The 16,398-nt window shown below is 74.0% G+C and carries 11 protein-coding genes; 4 read left to right on the forward strand and 7 right to left on the reverse strand.

Annotation, left to right across the window (positions count from 1 at the left end; genetic code table 11):
• Nucleotides 1-29 precede the first annotated feature (29 nt).
• The 5 genes from OG435_RS36995 to OG435_RS37015 form a co-directional block, all read right to left on the reverse strand.
• Nucleotides 30-1,280: a cytochrome P450 gene (locus tag OG435_RS36995; RefSeq protein ID WP_266883833.1), complete on the reverse strand. Its 1,251-nt coding sequence runs from the start codon at nucleotides 1,278-1,280 to the stop codon at nucleotides 30-32.
• A gap of 264 nt (nucleotides 1,281-1,544) precedes the next feature.
• Nucleotides 1,545-1,955 (reverse strand): hypothetical protein, encoded by a 411-nt coding sequence (locus OG435_RS37000; RefSeq protein WP_266883835.1) that lies wholly within the window; start codon nucleotides 1,953-1,955, stop codon nucleotides 1,545-1,547.
• A 243-nt stretch (nucleotides 1,956-2,198) separates the two neighbouring features.
• Nucleotides 2,199-3,014 carry a hypothetical protein gene (locus OG435_RS37005; protein WP_266883837.1) on the reverse strand — a complete coding sequence of 272 codons (816 nt, stop codon included), beginning with the start codon at nucleotides 3,012-3,014 and terminating at the stop codon, nucleotides 2,199-2,201.
• 124 nt (nucleotides 3,015-3,138) lie between these two features.
• Nucleotides 3,139-4,011: a DUF4436 family protein gene (locus tag OG435_RS37010; protein WP_266883839.1), complete on the reverse strand. Its 873-nt coding sequence runs from the start codon at nucleotides 4,009-4,011 to the stop codon at nucleotides 3,139-3,141.
• A complete protein-coding gene (locus tag OG435_RS37015) occupies nucleotides 4,008-5,171 on the reverse strand; it encodes an agmatine deiminase family protein (protein WP_266883841.1) in 1,164 nt (387 codons plus the stop codon). The genes OG435_RS37010 and OG435_RS37015 overlap by 4 nt, the downstream gene beginning before the upstream one ends.
• Before the next feature lie 314 nt (nucleotides 5,172-5,485).
• Here OG435_RS37015 and OG435_RS37020 point away from each other — a divergent pair, with 314 nt between their 5' ends.
• Together OG435_RS37020 and OG435_RS37025 are read left to right on the forward strand one after the other, a co-directional pair.
• Nucleotides 5,486-7,246, forward strand: coding sequence for a serine/threonine-protein kinase (locus tag OG435_RS37020; protein WP_266883843.1), 1,761 nt, complete (start codon nucleotides 5,486-5,488; stop codon nucleotides 7,244-7,246).
• Between the two features lie 60 nt (nucleotides 7,247-7,306).
• Nucleotides 7,307-8,038 (forward strand): ATP-grasp domain-containing protein, encoded by a 732-nt coding sequence (locus tag OG435_RS37025; protein WP_266883845.1) that lies wholly within the window; start codon nucleotides 7,307-7,309, stop codon nucleotides 8,036-8,038.
• An 87-nt stretch (nucleotides 8,039-8,125) separates the two neighbouring features.
• On the opposite strand, the gene OG435_RS37030 is transcribed toward OG435_RS37025, so the two are convergent.
• Nucleotides 8,126-11,707: a S8 family serine peptidase gene (locus OG435_RS37030; RefSeq protein ID WP_266883847.1), complete on the reverse strand. Its 3,582-nt coding sequence runs from the start codon at nucleotides 11,705-11,707 to the stop codon at nucleotides 8,126-8,128.
• A 162-nt stretch (nucleotides 11,708-11,869) separates the two neighbouring features.
• Here OG435_RS37030 and OG435_RS37035 point away from each other — a divergent pair, with 162 nt between their 5' ends.
• Nucleotides 11,870-13,354, forward strand: coding sequence for an MFS transporter (locus tag OG435_RS37035; protein ID WP_266883849.1), 1,485 nt, complete (start codon nucleotides 11,870-11,872; stop codon nucleotides 13,352-13,354).
• Between the two features lie 11 nt (nucleotides 13,355-13,365).
• Here OG435_RS37035 and OG435_RS37040 read toward each other — a convergent pair whose 3' ends face one another.
• Nucleotides 13,366-15,420 carry a glycosyl hydrolase family 28-related protein gene (locus tag OG435_RS37040; protein ID WP_266883851.1) on the reverse strand — a complete coding sequence of 685 codons (2,055 nt, stop codon included), beginning with the start codon at nucleotides 15,418-15,420 and terminating at the stop codon, nucleotides 13,366-13,368.
• A 137-nt stretch (nucleotides 15,421-15,557) separates the two neighbouring features.
• On the opposite strand from OG435_RS37040, the gene OG435_RS37045 reads away from it, so the two are divergent.
• Nucleotides 15,558-16,214 carry a DUF6629 family protein gene (locus OG435_RS37045; protein ID WP_266883853.1) on the forward strand — a complete coding sequence of 219 codons (657 nt, stop codon included), beginning with the start codon at nucleotides 15,558-15,560 and terminating at the stop codon, nucleotides 16,212-16,214.
• Nucleotides 16,215-16,398: the final 184 nt, after the last annotated feature.

Below are 16,398 nucleotides of genomic sequence, written 5' to 3' on the forward strand. Positions count from 1 at the left end.
CCGGAATGCGGCCGGGGCCGGTGGTGGCGTCAACGGCGGTTCAGGCGCAGGCGGATCCCTTGCGGGTCCAGGGTCGCGGGGAGCGGGCCGTGGGGGTCGAGCACGGGCCGGACGGGCCGGACCCGGTGTCCGCGCAGCACTTCCGCGCAGAGCGCCGCGGTGACCATCAGCCCCAGCTGTTCGCCGGGGCAGCGTCCGCCGGCATGGCTGAACGGGGCCATCCGGACGTCCCGGTCCGCTTCGCGCGAGGCCCACCGGCCCGGTACGAAGACGTGCGCGGCGGGGACGTGTTCGGGGTCGCGCTGGTGGAACAGCACCGGCAGCACCACGCAGGTCCCGGCGGGATGCCGCACGCCCCGCCATTCGGTCTCGGCCCGGGTGATCCGTATCAGGTCGGGCACGGCCGGATAGAGCCGCAGCGATTCCCGGACGCAGGCCCGCAGCCGGGGCAGCGCGCCCTGGGCACTGCCCTGCGCCCATCCGGCGGCCCGTGCCTCGGCGGCGACGGCGTCCTGTTCGGCCGGATGCGCGCCGAGCAGCAGCAGGGTGCGCAGCAGGATGCCGGGGACCAGGTCGAAGGCGGCCAGCCACTGGCGGACCTGCCCGACCGGGTCCGGCCAGGCCGCGTCCGGCCCCCCGAGGGGGTCCGCGTGGCGGCGGGCCCGCCCGATGAGGGTGTGCGGCTCGGCCAGGTCGGCGTAGGCGGCGATCCGCGCACCCGCCCGGTCGTGGAACCGCCCGAGGCGGCGGCCGAGTTCCACGTCCTCGGCGGCTGCGTCCCCGAGGACGATGCGCCGGGCCGCGCGGGCCACGGAGTGCCTGACGCGGGCGAGTTCGAGGGAACCGCCGGCCGTCAGGCGCCGGGCCTCGTCGGTGAGGACCGAGAGGAAGGCCCCGCACGAGGGGTGCACCGGCAGTCCCGCGGCGAGCACGGAGTCGTCGACCGACCGCTGCCCGGCGTCGAGTCCGGCATGGGCGCAGCCGTCCGCGCCGGCGGCGGGCCGGCCGGTGGAGCCGACCGGCTCGGCGTAGAACTGCCGGATGTCCTGCGGGTCGAGGATGAGCAGGACGGTGCCGGTCAGTCCCCGTACGAGCACGGGCGCCCCGCCGTGCCGGTCGCGCAGCGCCCGCAGGGTGGCGGCGGACCAGCGGGGCCGGTCCGGCCCGGCGTGCCCGCGCACCGCACGGGGGCGGGCGCTCACGAAGCCCCGTACCAGGGCGGGCAGCGTGTGGGCGGCGGCGAACCTGGCACTTCCGCCGCGCCCCGCCCGCGCCGTCATACGGGGCCCTCCGCGGCCGGGGCCGGTGGCGTGCGCACATCGCGGGCGGTCTCGTGGGCCGTACGCATTTGTGTACCTCCGCGCAGCCTGGAATCGACGGTCGGTGATCTCGCGCTCACCGTACGTCGACCACCCCGGGTCCGCGCTCCGAGGACCACGCGGGAGGTACGCGGGGCCGCGGGCGGCTCACCGGCCCGGGGCTCCACGGTCGGATCCGGCCGTGGCCCGGGCGGGTGACGAGGCGGGTGGCGGTGTCGCGCCCGTTTACGGCCGTGGCGACCGTGGCCCTGCGGCCGGTGCGGGAAGGTCGAGCGCGCGGGCGAGCGCGGCGGTGACCGGGGCGGCACAGTGGCCGGGCAGGTGGTGCGGGATCCAGTCGGTGGCCAGCCCGAGGAAGTCCGCCAAGTGGCGCTCCGCGGAGTCGAGCAGGGTGCGCAGCACGGTGACGGACAGCTCGATCACGGGGCTGTCGCGCTGCTCGTCGTTGACGGTGAGCCGGACGGTGTCGCCGAAGCGCGCCGCCGAGGGTGACACGGGTTCGTGGCCGAATCCGAGCAGGCTTCCGGTGTCGGCGAACTGGTGCCAGTCGCGCCAGTCCTCCAGCCCGTCGCGGCACCCCGGCCGGAAGGTGACGCCCGTGGACGTGTCCGTGACCTGCAGTCCGCCGGCGACCAAGAAGTCTTCCAGGGTCAGCAGCCCGTGGAGGACGGAGGCGAGCGGGTCGGCCGGCCGGAGCAGTCGGTCACCGTCGGAGTCGTCGTCTGGAGCGCCGTCATTCCAACTGGCGATGCTCGCGACCGTCCGGGACGAGGATCTCCAGTACGGGCCGCATCACGATCACCCGGCGAAGTGTTCCGCATCCCGTGCACGCGCCGCCTCCTCATTTCCTCACCCCGTCCGGCACCGGCGCCATGGGGTTCAGGTGAAGGCCGCTTCGCGGAAGGCGGTACGGAGCGGGGCCGACGGGGTGGTCGGGAGGAGGGCCGCCCAGCGTTGGGCGCGCGGGGAGACCCACAGGGCCGGGCCCTCGCCGTGGGACCAGGATCCGTGTGCGGAGGGGTGCCAGAGGAGGCCCCGGGCGGGCAGGAGTTCGCCGGTGCGGATGCGGAGCGACTGCGCCGTCCAGGCCCGGCTGACGGGGCCGCCGCCCGTCGGGGCGAGGAGGTGACTCAGGAACCGGCCGAGGTCGGCGGCGGGCGCGCGCAGGGTCCCGTCGGCGTCGGGGCCCGTCCGGGTCATGCCCAGCGGGCCCCAGATCCGGTCGGCGGCGAACCCCGCGAGGGGGCTGCCGCACAGCCGTTCGGCGAGCCCGACGAGCGCGGGCGACACCCCCGAGCCGTGGGTGAGCAAATGGTGCGCGGTGATCCCGGCGGGCAGGCCGTCGGCCGCCCCGTAGGCGGTGAGCGGGGTGTGCAGGGCCAGCTCCCCCGCGTCCACGAGCATCCCGATGACGGGCCAGACGGCCAGCACGCCCGCCAGCCCGGCGACATCGGGGGCGATGGCCCGGCCCCCGGGCTCCACCACCGCGTCCGGACCGTCCACACCACCGACGGCCCACCCGGCCCCCGGGTCCACCTCCCGTACCAGCGCCGCGATCCGGTCCGCACCCCTGCCGGAACCCTGCCGCGCGCCCGGCTCACACCGCCCGCCCTGCGCGCCCTCCGCAGCCAGCCTGGCCGGCCCGCCCTGCCCGGTCTGGTCGGCCTGTCCGGCTCGGTCGCTCTGGAGCGTCATGGTCAGCCACGGTACGGCGCCCTCGGCGCCCGGCCCCGCGCGTCGCGCGGTCCGGCCGCGGCGGGCCACCCGAATGCCACCGCACCCCGCCCCGGGCCGCCGGGCGGCCGCGGCGCGGGGCGTCTCAGGCCATGCCCGCCTCGTCCGCCGCAGGCTCCGCGCGGGACTCCGCTCTGCACCCCGCCACCACCACGGTGATCAGGCAGAACGCGATGAGGATCTCCGCCCAGAGGAAGGCGAGGTAGTCGAGCAGACAGCCGATCGGCGGTGTGCCCGGGGCGGTGTTGCGGAAGGCCGCCAGTGCGAACAGGGTGGCGGCCATCCAGCCGAGGGCGGGCCAGGTGAGCCCCTTGCGGCGGGTGACGAGGAACCACCCGCCGATCAGGACGGACACCGCGAGCGCCCACATCGCGATCATCATGAACACGGCGAACACGAGCACGCTGTTCGACCGGGCCAGCCCGATGTCGAGGACGGCGGCGCCGTCGCCCGCCGTCGAGGCCTCCACCGTGGACGCGAAGAGCACGTCGTTGTTGGAGAACAGGACCCGCACCGGAACCTTCTCGTGGCCCATGACGGCCGCGAACTCCACGTCCGCCCCGTAGGCGTCGAACGGGTAGTCCGTGACGGAGCCGCCCGTCATGGCCACCGGCACGTCCCGGCCGGCGATCCGCTGGTGGGCCTTGAAGGTCAGGTCGTCACGGGTGGACGCCGAGGTCTGGAGGGTGAGGTCCTCGACGGGTGCGACCCCGTCGGCCTCGGCCAGCGCTCCCCTGGGCGTCACCAGGACCCGCAGCACCAGTTCGCGCCCGGCCGCGTCGGCCCGCTGGATCGTCGCCTCGACGTCCACCCGGTCCGCATCGGCCCGCCCCGCGGTGTGCACGGTGTCCTGGGCCTGGCGTTCGCCGAACTGCAGCCAGGCCCCCACCCCGACCGAAGCCACGATCACCAGCAGGAGCAGGGCCGGGAGCAGCGGCAGGCGCCGCGGCGCGCTCACGCGGCGGGTTTGCCGGGCTGGTCGTGGGTCGAGCAGTGGATGCCGCCGCCGCCCGAGGCGATCGTGTCGATCGCGACGGGGACGACGTCCCGCTTGGGGAAGTGTTCCTGCAGGATACCGCGGGCCCGGTCGTCGGCCTGGCGGTCCCCGAACTTCGGCATGAAGACGGAGTCGTTGGCCACGTAGAAGTTGGCGTAGGTCGACACGAAGTCGTCGCCCTCGCCCGTGATCCGGTCCAGGTCGGGCTGCGGCAGGTCGATGATCTCGAACTTCCGCCCGCGGGCGTCCGTGGCCTTCGACAGGACCGCCTTCGCCTGGTCCGCGGAGCGGGACCAGGAGTCCTTCGGGGTGTTCGGGTGCGCGCGGTCCAGCAGGACGACACCGGGGGCGGTGAACCGTACGAGGCTGTCCACGTGCGCGTCGGTGATGTCCTGGCCGCGTACGCCGGCCAGCCAGACCACCTTCTCCACGCCCAGGGTCTTCTTGAGCTCGGCCTCGATCTGGTCCCGGCTCTTGCCGCGGTTGCGGTTGTCGTTGACGATCGAGCTCTCGGTGACCAGCAGGGTGCCCTCGCCGTCGGTCTCGACGGAGCCGCCCTCGGCCACCAGCGGAGCCTGGACCCGGGGGATCCCGTGGTTCTGGAGCAGGAGGCGCCCGACCTGGGCGTCGTTCTTGTGCTCCTGCTTGTCGCCCCAGCCGTTGAAGTTGAAGTCGACGCCGACGAGCTTGCTCCCCTCCTCGACGAAGACGGGGACGGTGTCGCGGGCCCACATGTCGTCCACGGCCAGCGGGATCACCTCGACGTCGGAGCCGCAGGCCTTCTGCGCCGCGGCCACCTGCTCGGGCCGGGCCATCATGACGACCTCCTCGTAGCCGCCGACGGCCCGCGCGATCCGTGCGATGTCCTCGCGCACGTAGCGCAGGTCCTCCATCCAGACCGCGTCCAGGGCCGGCCAGGCCATGAAGGTGAGGGTGTGGCTCTCCCACTCGGCGCCGAACCGGCGCTTCGCCCCGGCCGGGGAGGGCTGGGCGGTACCGGGGGCGGCGTTGGGGCGCGGGGCGCTCTGCGAGGGGCCGCAGGCGGCGGCCCCGAAGGCGAGGGCGCCCAGCCCGGCGAAGGTACGGAGGGCGGTCCGGCGCGTGGGGGGCAGGTGGGGCACGGGAGGGCTCCGATCAAGGGCCGGCAGGACGGCGGTGTCCGGCCGGGGCGGGCGCGGGAGGCACGGCACGGGCCGACCGTCCCGAGCCCCTGAGACAAGGGTGCGCCCTCCGTCGGCGAAGGGGCGTGACGCGGGACGGGCGGCGCGAGCACGTGTCGCCCACTCTGGTACTGACTGAAAATTCAGTCAATTCATGGCACGATGCGCGCAGTCCCCTGCCGCATCCCGGCGCGTCCCCTCCCGCCCGCCGTCCTGCCCGCCGTCCCGCCCGACCGCCGTCTCGCCTCGCCTCGCCTCGCTGAAAGAGCCACCGCATGTCCGAACAGCACTCCGGCGCACTGCCGACCCGTACGGCACTGTCCGCCGACGATCCCCAGGCGATCGGCGGCTACCGCCTGCGCGCCCGGCTCGGCTCCGGCGGCATGGGCGTGGTCTACCTGGCCCACACGCCCGGCGGACGCCCCATCGCTCTGAAGGCCGTCCGCAGGGAACTCGCCTCCGATCCCGAGTTCCGCCGGCGGTTCGCCCAGGAGGTGGCCAGCGCCCGCCGGATCCACGGCCTGTTCACGGCCCAGGTGATCGACTCCGGGGTCGAGGACCCCACGCCGTGGCTCGCCACCGCGTACGTGTCCGGCCCCTCGCTCCACGAGGTCGTACGGCGGCACGGGCCGCTGCCCACACGCACCGTCCTGCTGCTCCTCGCGGGCATAGCGGAGGCGCTCCAGGCCATCCACGGGGCGGGTGTCGTCCACCGCGATCTGAAGCCGGCCAACGTGCTGCTCGCGGAGGACGGCCCCCGGGTGATCGACTTCGGCATCGCCCGCGCGGCCGACGCCGCCGCGCTCACCGGCACGGGGCTGCGCATCGGCACGGCCGCCTTCATGGCGCCGGAGCAGGCGCTCGGCCATCCGGCGACGCCCGCGACCGACGTCTTCGCGCTCGGGACGCTGGCCGCGTACGTCGCGTGCGGGATCGCCCCCTTCGGGAACGGGCCGGAGTCCAGCGCCCTCTACCGGGTCGTCCACGAGCATCCCGACCTCACCCGGGTGCCGCACGAGCTGTACGGACTCGTCTCGTGGTGCCTCGCCAAGCAGCCCGGGGACCGTCCGCAGCCGGCCGAGGTGATCGCCTCCGTGCGGGCGCACCCCCTGGTGTGCGGGCATCCGGAGTTCACCGACGGCTGGCTGCCCCGGCCGGTCCGGGAGGAGCTCGGAGGCGGTGGCGGTGGCGCGGCCGGTGGCACGGGCGGGGGCGACACCGCGTGGCCCGCCGCCCCCGCGCCGTTCCAGGCCACCCGGACGGCCACCGCGTACCCGGGCCCGGCGGGCGCCGCGCCGTACTCCCCCGGGACCGGCTTCCCCGGACCGCGCACGGATTCCGGGGCCCGCCCCGACGGTCAGCCGCCCGCGCCCGCATCGGTGCCGGTGCGCACCCCGGCTCCCTCACCGGTCCACTCACCGGCCCCCTCGCCGGTCCCCGCTCCCGCGTCCGCCCCGGCCCCCGGTCCGGCCCACAGCAGGACCGCCCGGGGGCGGCGGCTTCCGCTTCCGGCGACCCTGCTCGTGGCGTGCACCCTGCTCGCCACCGCCGGAGCCGTGTACTACCTGGACGACCCCGCGGGCGAGGCCCGCGGCCCCGCGACCGGCCCCACGGCCTCCGCCTCCGCCACGCCCCCGCCCGGTTCCGCCCCGCCCGACCCGGCCGCCGCCTACCTGCCGGGCTACACGAAGACCAGGCTCACCGCCCCCGACTCCGGATACGAGTTCGACCTGAAGGCCGGGAAGGTGGTGCCCGCGGAGACCGCCGCCTGGTACCTCGCGCGCGACGGCCAGGCCCTGGTCCCCTCCGAGGACTCGGACTCCTTCGTGTCCGACAGCGGCGAGCTGACGGTGGCCGCCTGCCTCCAGGGCATCGCGACCCGCCCGGCCGCCGACCTGCCCCTCGCCGCCCTCGCGCAGGCCCGGCCGTTCTGCGTGCGCAGCCCCGACCGCGGAGAGCTCGCGATCGTGCGGCTGGTCGAGGCCCCGGCCGACGACTCCGTCACGATCCTGGTGGACCAGTACCGCCGCACCTGACGCCCCGCCCGGCTCCGAAACCCGGATGACGCCGGCCCCGGCCTTCGGCAGGATCTCCGCATGACCCTGCTGCTCCCGCCCCGCGTGACCGCGTCCGCCGCCCGCATCCGGGACGCGGCGCACGCGCGCGGGCTGGCCACCGTACAACTGGACGGCTTCGCCGTGCCCGACGGGCTGCGGGCCGCCCACCTGCACGCCGGGCCGCGGTTCGCCGATGCCGTGGCCCCCGGGCTCGGCATCGGTCTGCTGGAGGCTCCGTCCGACTGGCTGGCGCGGCTGCCCCGGGAGTTCACCGGGCGGGAGGTCCTGCTGATGCCGATCCGTGAGGCGTACGGGCTGCGCAGGCCCGTCTTCGTGAAGTCGCCGAACGACAAGGGCATCCCGGCCCTCGTCTACGCCGACGGCTCCCGCCTGCCGGGGCCGGACGCGGTGGATCCGGGGACGGAGGTGCTGGTCAGCGACGTGGTCCGGTTCACGGCGGAGCACCGCCTGTTCCTGCTCGACGGGGCCGTGCACACCGCGAGCCGCTATGCCGAGGACGGTCGCCTCAGCCTGGGCCCGGCCTCGGCCGGAGCCCTCGCCTTCGCGTCCGGCCTGCCCTTTTCCACCCTCCCGTCCGCGATCGTGGTCGACGTGGGCCTCGCCGGCGGCCGATGGTCGGTGATCGAGGCCAATGCCGCGTGGGCGAGCGGTACGTACGCCTGCGACCCGGGGCGCGCTCTGGACGTGGCCCTCCGTGCGGCGGCCCCGCTCCCCTCCTTCGCCGACCGCGACCGGGAGTTCCTCCGCTGATCTCGGGGGAAAGGACGGCCTGAGGGCGGGGCGCCCGGAGGCGCCCCGCCCGTTGTGCCGTCCGCCCGGAGTTCTGTCCGCCCGGGGTCAGCTCTTGTCGGGGCGGTCCGTCACGCGCAGGGAATTCAGCAGGGGTTTGCCGAATCCGGTGTGGGTGACGAAGCGGATGTTCAGGGTGCCGTCCGTGACCGTGACCGTGTAGGTGCGGGTCAGGGCCGTGTACGTGCCCGCCTCCAGGGCGATGTCCAGGGAGGGCAGGACCTGGGCGCCCTCGGCGAGGACGTCGAAGACGCGCTTGTTGGGCTTCGTCGAGGAGAGCTCCGCGAAGCCCAGTTCCACGGTGTAGGTGCCGTTGGGGACGGCGTCGAAGCGGTATTCGTACATGCCCTCACGGGCGTTGCGGAAGAGCTTCTGGTCCTCCGTGCCCGCGATCGTGCGGCTGGTGGACTGGGAGGAGCCGTTGCCCTGGTAGCCGTACGAGCCCGTCGTGTACTTGCGGTCCGGCGACCAGCCGTCACCCAGCGAGTCCGTGCTCGCACCGGTGGAGCCGGCGTCCAGGGCGACCTGGTAGCGCGGGACGACGAGCTTGACGGGGACGGTGAGCACGGGGGTCCGGCCGCTGGCCGAGGTGATCTTCAGATCGGCCGTCAGGACGGTGCCCGGGGCCAGGCCCGTGGTGTCCACGGACAGCGAGAGCGGTGCCTTCCCGCCCGTGGGGAGGTTCCCCGTGCCCGGGGTCACCGTCAGCCAGGCCGCCTCCTCGGCTGCCGTGAAGGCCGTACCGAGACCGGGGTTGGTGAGGTCGAGGGTCCGCGTCCGCTTCTGGCCGGGCGGCAGGACGATCTCCACCGCCGGCTTCGACGGGGTCACCTTGCCCGTGCGCAGGGACCGGGTCACCTGGGTGACGTCAGCCGCCTTGACGTCCACGGTGGCCGCCGCGGGCTCGTACTGGGCGGCGGTCAGCGCGAGTTCCCGCGCTCCCGAGGGGCTCTGGACCACGTACCCGCCGTCGGCCGCCGTGGTGGCGGAGACCGCGGTGGCGCCCGTGCCGACGGTGACGGTGGCTCCGGCGACCCCGTTGCCGTCGTTCGCGTCGAGCACCCGGCCGGCCACGACGCCGCTCCTGGTGGTGCGGAAGGCGATGGAGAGCCCGTCGGTGATGACGGGAGTGTTGAAGGAGTACTTGTAGGCGTCGGTGCCGGTGGCGTTCTCGACGCCGACGGTGGCGGTGGAGCCGGCCTTGATGCCGGTGCCGCCCGTCCCCTTGTAGGAGTAGCGGACGGTGCCGTCCTCGCCGATCGAGGCCGAGAAGGAGAACGTGTCGGACTGGGCCGACCAGTGCGACACCTCGCGCCACTCGATGACGTAACTGCGGTGCGGCGCGGTGCCGGTGACCGCCGTGAAGACGCCGGACCCGCTGTCGGCGGCGCCGACGACCAGGTCGTCCCAGAACGGGTACAGCGCCGCGTTGGGCGTGGCCGTGCTCGGGATGTCCCCGTTGATGTCACCGGTGTTGTTGCCGCCGAGGCTGATGGTGCCGTTCGTCCCGATCCAGGCCTGCCCGTACGTCTTTCCGTACAGCGGCAGCGGGAAGGGCAGGTCGACGCGCTCGGTGGTGTTGTCTCCGGTCAGAGCCAGCTGACGGTCGCCCGGCTGGTACGGGCTGCCGTTCGAGGTGGCGCAGGCGTAACCGTAGGTGTCGGTGCGTTCGGGCAGGTTCACCGCGACGGTGGTGTCCCCGGCGACGGTGACCTTGGCCGTGCCGCCGGTGAGGCAGCGCGAGGAGTGGGTGGCGTTCACGTCGTACGTGCCGTGCGGCAGGGTGACCTCGAAGCGGCCCTGCGCGTCGGTGGTCGCGGTCACCGGGGTGTCCGCGATGCTCACGGCGGCGCCGGCTACCGGGCCCGCGGCGGAGGAGACGGTGCCGGTGAGCTTGCCGGAGTCCGCCTGGACGAGGTCGATGTCGCCCGTCGCGGTGGCGTCCTCGGTCACCGACGCGGTCGCGCTCTGCTGCCCGTAGCCGAACTTCGAGGCGGTCAGGGCGTAGTCGCCCACGGACAGGGAGGCGAAGCCGTACGTTCCGTCGGCCGCGGTGGTCGTCGTACGGTCGATCGGGCCGTCGGCGACGACCTTCACACCGGCGACGGGCTGCCCGCCGGAACGCACGGTGCCGGCGAGGGCGCCGATCGCGCCGCGCGGGGCGGCGTTGACGGCGGCGAGGACGTCGAGTTTGCCCTCACCGAAGACGTTGTTGTCGGCGGCGGTGCCGCCGCACTGGCTGCTGTCGGTGTCCAGTGCCGTGCCGTCCAGCAGGGCCGTGGTCTGCGCGATATCGCCTTCGAGGGCGGGTGCGGCGGACCAGAGCAGGGCCACGGCCGCGGCCGTGTGCGGCGAGGCCATGGAGGTGCCCGAGAAGGACTCGTAACCGCCGGGAACGGAGGAGCGCACGTTCACACCGGGGGCGGCGATGTTCGGCTTGATGATCCCGCCGGGGCCCGCGCCGCGCGAGGAGAACGAGGCGATCGCGCCGTTGATGTCGAAGGCACCGGAGCTGTAGGAGCTGTCGTAGTCGCCGGGCGAGCCGCTGGTGGCGCAGCCCGGGCCGGAGTTGCCGTTGGAGAAGGCCGGGAAGATGCCGGCCGCGCGCCAGGTGTCGACGATCTGCTGGTACCAGGTGTCGCCGCCCGTGCCGCCCCAGGAGTTGTTGACGACGTGGGGGGCCAGGTCGGGGCGCGGGTTCTGGCCGTTCAGGTCGGTCGGGGCGACGATCCACTGGCCGGCGGCGAGCAGCGAGGCCTCGGAGCAGGAGTTGCTCTCGCAGCCCTTGGCCGCGATCCACTTCGCTCCCGGGGCGACACCGATCTTGTTGGCGCCGCCGTCGTCGCCGACCATGGTGCCCATGGTGTGGGTGCCGTGGTCGTTGTTGTCGCAGGGGGCCGCGGTGGGGCACACCCCGGCCGGGTCGAACCAGCTGTAGTTGTGGTCGTAGGTCCCGTCCGCGTTCTTGCCGCGGTACTGGTTGGCCACGGCGGGGTGGGTGTAGTCGACGCCGCTGTCGATGTTGGCGACGACGATGCCCTCCCCGCGCACGCCCAGCTCGTCCCAGACCTGCGGGGCCTTGATCCGGTCGATGTTCCATTCGACGGCGTCGGCCGAGGCCTTCTCCCGCTTGCCCTCCGCGGGCTTGGGCAGGTCGACCTTGTCGTCGGCGTCGATCCGGGCGACCTCGGGGCGCTGGGCCAGCGCCCCGGCGAGCTTCTCGGTGCCGACGACGCGGACGGCGTTCACGATCCAGTACGAGGTGTACTCGGCCCTCACGCCGTCCAGGGCCTTGATGACCTCGGCCTGGCTGCGCGCGGCGTGGTCCTTCTTCAGCCGAAGGACCGTTTCTGCCTTCGCCGTGCGGGTCTGCTTCCCGGCCGCGGAGGTCAGGTCGGCGGCGCTGTCGAGGTAGACCCAGAAAACGGCCTTCTCGGAGCCGTCGAGCTGGGCGCGCAGGCTCGGTTCGATCTTGCGCTCGGCCGCGCCCGGGGTGGGTCCGGGGAGCGGTGCGGCGGCTGCCACTCCCGCCCCCAGGGGCAGCAGCAGGGCCGCGGTGAGGGCGGCGAGCCCTGTGCGCAGGGGTCGTAATCGTGAGCCTGAGGCTCGTCGGGTGTCGCTTCGTGCCACGTGTGGTCTCCTCGTACGCCGTGTGCAGGTCGTGCGGAAAGGGTGTGCGTGACGTGCGCGGGCCATGGTGCGGGAGGTGTCATGCTCCGTACAAGAGGGCCTATTGAGCCGTACCGGCGCCGCCGGGTGGCTGTTCCCGGCCCGGCGGTCCAGCCTGGGGGCATGACCGCTGCCGTCCCGCCGCCCTCCCCCGGGGTACGCCTCGGCACCGCGCAGGGCCGGTGGATCGTACTGACCACCGTGCTCGGGTCCGCCATGGCGCTGCTCGACTCGACCGTGGTCAATGTCGCCCTGCCCGCCATCGGCCGGGACCTCGGCGCCGATCTGGCGGTGCTCCAGTGGACGGTCAACGCCTACCTGCTGACCCTCGCGGGCCTGATCCTGGTCGGCGGGGCGCTCGGGGACCGGTTCGGGCGGCGCCGGATCTTCGTGCTCGGGGTGGTGTGGTTCGCGGCAGGCTCCCTGCTGTGCGGGATCGCGCCGAACGCCGGGGTGCTCATCGCCGCCCGCGCCCTTCAGGGCATCGGCGGGGCGCTGCTCACACCCGGTTCCCTCGCGCTGATCCAGGGGTCCATCCATGCGGACGACCGGGCCCGGGCGGTGGGCCTGTGGTCGGGGTTCGGCGGGGTGGGCGCCGCCGTGGGGCCGTTCCTGGGCGGCTGGCTGGTGGACGGGCCCGGCTGGCGCTGGGTGTTCCTGCTGAACGTGCCGGTGGCCGCGCTCTGTGTCCCGGTCGCGCTGCGGCACGTACCGGAATCGCGGGATCCGGCGGCGCACGGGCGGTTCGACGTGGCCGGGGCGGTCCTCGGCGCGGCCTCGCTCGCACTGGTGACCTATGCGCTCATCGAGGCCCGGTCGGGCACCGCGCTCGTGGCGGGCGCCGCCGTGGGCGGCGTCCTGCTGGCCGGGATCTTCGTGGTGGTCGAGCGGCGGCGGGCCGATCCGATGGTCCCGCCGGACATCTTCTCCTCGCGCCAGTTCACCGCCGTCAACCTGGTCACCCTGTGCGTGTACGCGGCCTTCGGCGGGTTCTTCTTCCTCGTGGTGCTCCAGCTCCAGGTCGTGTCCGGGTACTCGGCCCTGGCCGCCGGGGCCGCCCTGCTGCCCACCACGGCCCTGATGCTGCTGCTGTCGGCCCGCTCCGCGCAGCTCGGGGAGCGGATCGGCCCCCGGATCCCGCTGACCGCGGGGCCGCTGCTGTGCGCGGCGGGGATGCTGCTGATGCTGCGGGTGGGCCGGGAGGCCTCGTACGTGGGGGACGTGCTGCCGGCGCTGCTCGTGATGGGCCTGGGCATGGCGGCCCTGGTGGCCCCGCTGACGGCGGCCGTGCTGTCCTCGGTGGACGCCGGGCGGGCGGGTCTGGCCAGCGGCATCAACAACGCGGCGGCGCGCGCCGCCGTGCTCCTCGCGGTGGCCGCGCTGCCGCTGCTGGCCGGGATGGGGCCGGACGCGTACCTCTCGGCCGGCGCCTTCGACTCGGCCTTCGGGCGGGCGATGTTCTGGTGCGCGGGGGTGCTGGTGGCCGGAGCGGCCGTGGCCTGGGCGACCGTACGATCTCCCGCGCCCTGGGCCTGTCACCCGCAGTGCCGTACGAACTGCGCGGTCACCGCTCCGCCGCTCGAACCCCCGGGAGCGGCGGAGCGGTGATCAACCGGCGCCTACCAGGGGCTCGGCGCCGGCGGGGCGACGACCGGCGGGCGGTCGTCGCAGGTGATGGTGTTGGGGAGTTCCCAGCCGGCCAGCCAGGGGCCCGTGGTACCGCCGCCGTCGTTGCCGCCGCGGTCGACGAGGGTGAACTCTGAGCCGGTGGCGGGGAAGTTGAAGGAGCCGCAGTTGTTGACGCCGACGGCGCCCACGTTGCGGGCGTCGACGTTCTCGAAGCTCGCCGAGCCGGCCACCCGGGCGCTGACCACGGAGGTGCCGGTGCCGTCGACGCGGACGTCCTTGAAGTGGACGTTCTCGATGCTGACCTTGTCCTTCACCGGCCAGTCGCTGACCAGCATGATCGCGTTGTAGGTGCTGTCCAGGAAGGAGTTGCCGGTGACCTGGATGTCGGCCTGGTCGATGCTGCGGTCCAGGGCGTAGAACCAGATCGCGCCGAGGCCGATCTTCCAGTTGAGCTCGTACGTGCCCGCGCGCACGGTGGTGTTGCCCTCGATCCGCAGGCTGCCGGTGAAGGGTTCGGCGCCGAAGCGGGAGCCCACGTGCAGGGCGCTGCCCTCGCGCACCGGATCGGCCACGAGGTTGCCGGTGACGGTGGTGTCGGCGCCGCCGTAGATCGCGATGCCGTTGGCCAGGGTGGGGCTCTGCACGGTGTTGTGGTCGAAGGTGTTGCGGGCGTTCGTGGTCTTCTCCGCCCACATGGCGAGGCCGTCGTCGCCCGTGTTGCGGACGAAGTTGTCCTGGACGAGGGAGTCGGTGACTCCGGTGTGGAAGTTCAGGCCGTCGGCGATCTGGTCGGTGATGACGTTGCGGGTGACCTTCACGTTGCTCATCGGGCCGTCGAACCAGAGGCCGACCTTGGTGTGGTGGATGTAGAGGGAGTCGACGGTGGAATCGCTCATCGCGCCGCCGACCCCGTTGACCTGGTCGGTGTCCACGCGTTCGCGGACGTCGCCCTCGATGGCGAAGCGGGAGAGGTGGACGTTCCGGCTGCCGCCGTCCGCGGCCTCCTTGCCGTAGAAGCCGACGCCCTTGCCCTTGACGGTGGTGTACCAGCTGCCGGCCCCGGTGACGGTGACCCCGTCCACGATGATGTGGCGGTTGACCTGGTAGGTGCCCGGCGGCAGGTAGACCGGGAGCCGGTGGCGCTTGGCGAAGGCGATGGCCCGGTCGATGGCGTCGGCGGAGTCCCGGCGGCCCGTCGGGTCGGCGCCGAAGAGGAGGGCGTTCGCGGCGGCCGCCTCCACGTGCGGGGCGCCGACGCGCTGCGAGTCGAGCAGGTCGATCACCGTCCAGGCGGCGGGGCTCCCGGCCGGGACGGTGAGGCGGACCTTGTCGCCCGCCCGGTAGGTGCGGCCCAGGAGCAGGCGCTGCTCGTCGTACATGTGGGTGGGCCGGAAGGGCTTGGCGATGACCGGGGCCGGGGTCGTGGCGGCCGGGACGCAGCCGCACTCGGTGATCCACCAGTCCGGGTGCAGGAGATCGGCCTGCGGGTCGTTGGTGAAGGGGTACTGGTTGTACACCCAGGAGTACTGCGAGGTCAGCGTCATGGAGCGGCGGTTCTTGCCGTTGACGGTGACGTCGAGCGGGGTGGTGATGCCACCGCCGGCCGGGGCGTCGGGGATGCTGTAGCGGACGGTGACCGCGTCGGCCGCCGCGGGCAGGGTGAACTCCACGTACTGGCCCGGCGCCAGCTTCACCGCCTTGCGGCCGGAGGCCTCGGCGGGCAGCGAGTACGCGGTGCGGTCGGGGCCGATGAGCGTGCCGGAGGTGGCGGCGTTCTCCGCCTCCTGCTCGGCGAAGTCCACCCGGGCGCCGCGGCCCTCGGCCAGTGCGGGGTCGAGGGCGGCACGGGTGACGGCCGTGGGCGGCGCGGGGTCCGCGGCGGCGGGACGGGCCTGCGCCGCGCCCGCGCCCAGGGCGCCGAGGCCGAGGGCGGACGCGGTGAGCGCCGCCAGGACGGCGGCGGCCCGTGCGGGGGCGGCTCTTCTGCTTGCTGCGCCGGCTGCGGCTCGGCTGGCGGGGAGGCTTGCGGCTCTTCTTGGGGGCATGGCCGGGACAGTAGAACCCCGCACACAAACACGGCAAGAGTCGTGCAGGATCCTTCTCCATCTTGTCGAGTTTTTCCATTGTTCCGTGGTGTGGCAGACGTCGGCACCTCGATCTACCGTGGGATCGGGAGGGCCCCATGTGCTGGAGCGCGACGGCCGATCTGACGGCGGGTACGGTCATCACCGCCGTCGGGATCGCCTGCCTGGCCCGCACCCGGCGCGCCCGGGACCTGCCCGTCGCGGCGCTCCCGCTGATCCTGGGCGCGCACCAGCTGATCGAAGCCGCCGTCTGGCGCTCCGGCGGCGGCTGCGGCCCGGCCACCACGGCCTGGGCGGTGATCGCCCTCCCGCTGCTGCCCGTATGGGTGCCGCTCGGGGTGCTGCTCGCCGCTGCGCCCGAGCTCAGGCCCCGCCTGCTCCTGCCCGTCGCCGCCGGACTCGCCACCGGCGCGTACCTCGCGTACTGCCTGGCGACCCGCCCGGTGAGCGCCGAGATCCGCGGCCACACCCTCGGGTACGGCGTGAACGTTCCGTGGATGCCGCTGGCCCTGGCGGGCTATCTGTTCGCCACACTGGGCGCCCTGCTCCTCTCGGGCGACCGCCGGCTGCGCGTCCTCGGCCTCCTGCTGGCGGTCGGGGCCCTGGTCTGTGCCGCGCTGTGGAGGCTGGAGTTCGCCTCCACCTGGTGCGCCTTCGCGGCGGCCGCATCGACGCTGATCCTGGTCTGGACCGGCGGCCGCGCGCGTTCCCCTTCTGTACGCGAGGGCGCCGGACAGGGCGCGCCGCACCTGTAACACCGGCCCGGGCGCCGAACAGGAGCGTCGGCCGAAGGTAAAAAGATTCGGCCGCCGATCACGGGCCCACCTTGCGGTTTGTCGCTTTTCGGCCTGGGGGCCCACGGGATGCAGCCACGACGGAGTGGCTGGGTGCGCGCCGGGCCCCGGCGGCCCGCCGCAGCGCGAGGTTCCGTAACGCGTT

Source organism: Streptomyces sp. NBC_01264 (assembly GCF_026340675.1).
GTDB lineage: Bacteria > Actinomycetota > Actinomycetes > Streptomycetales > Streptomycetaceae > Streptomyces.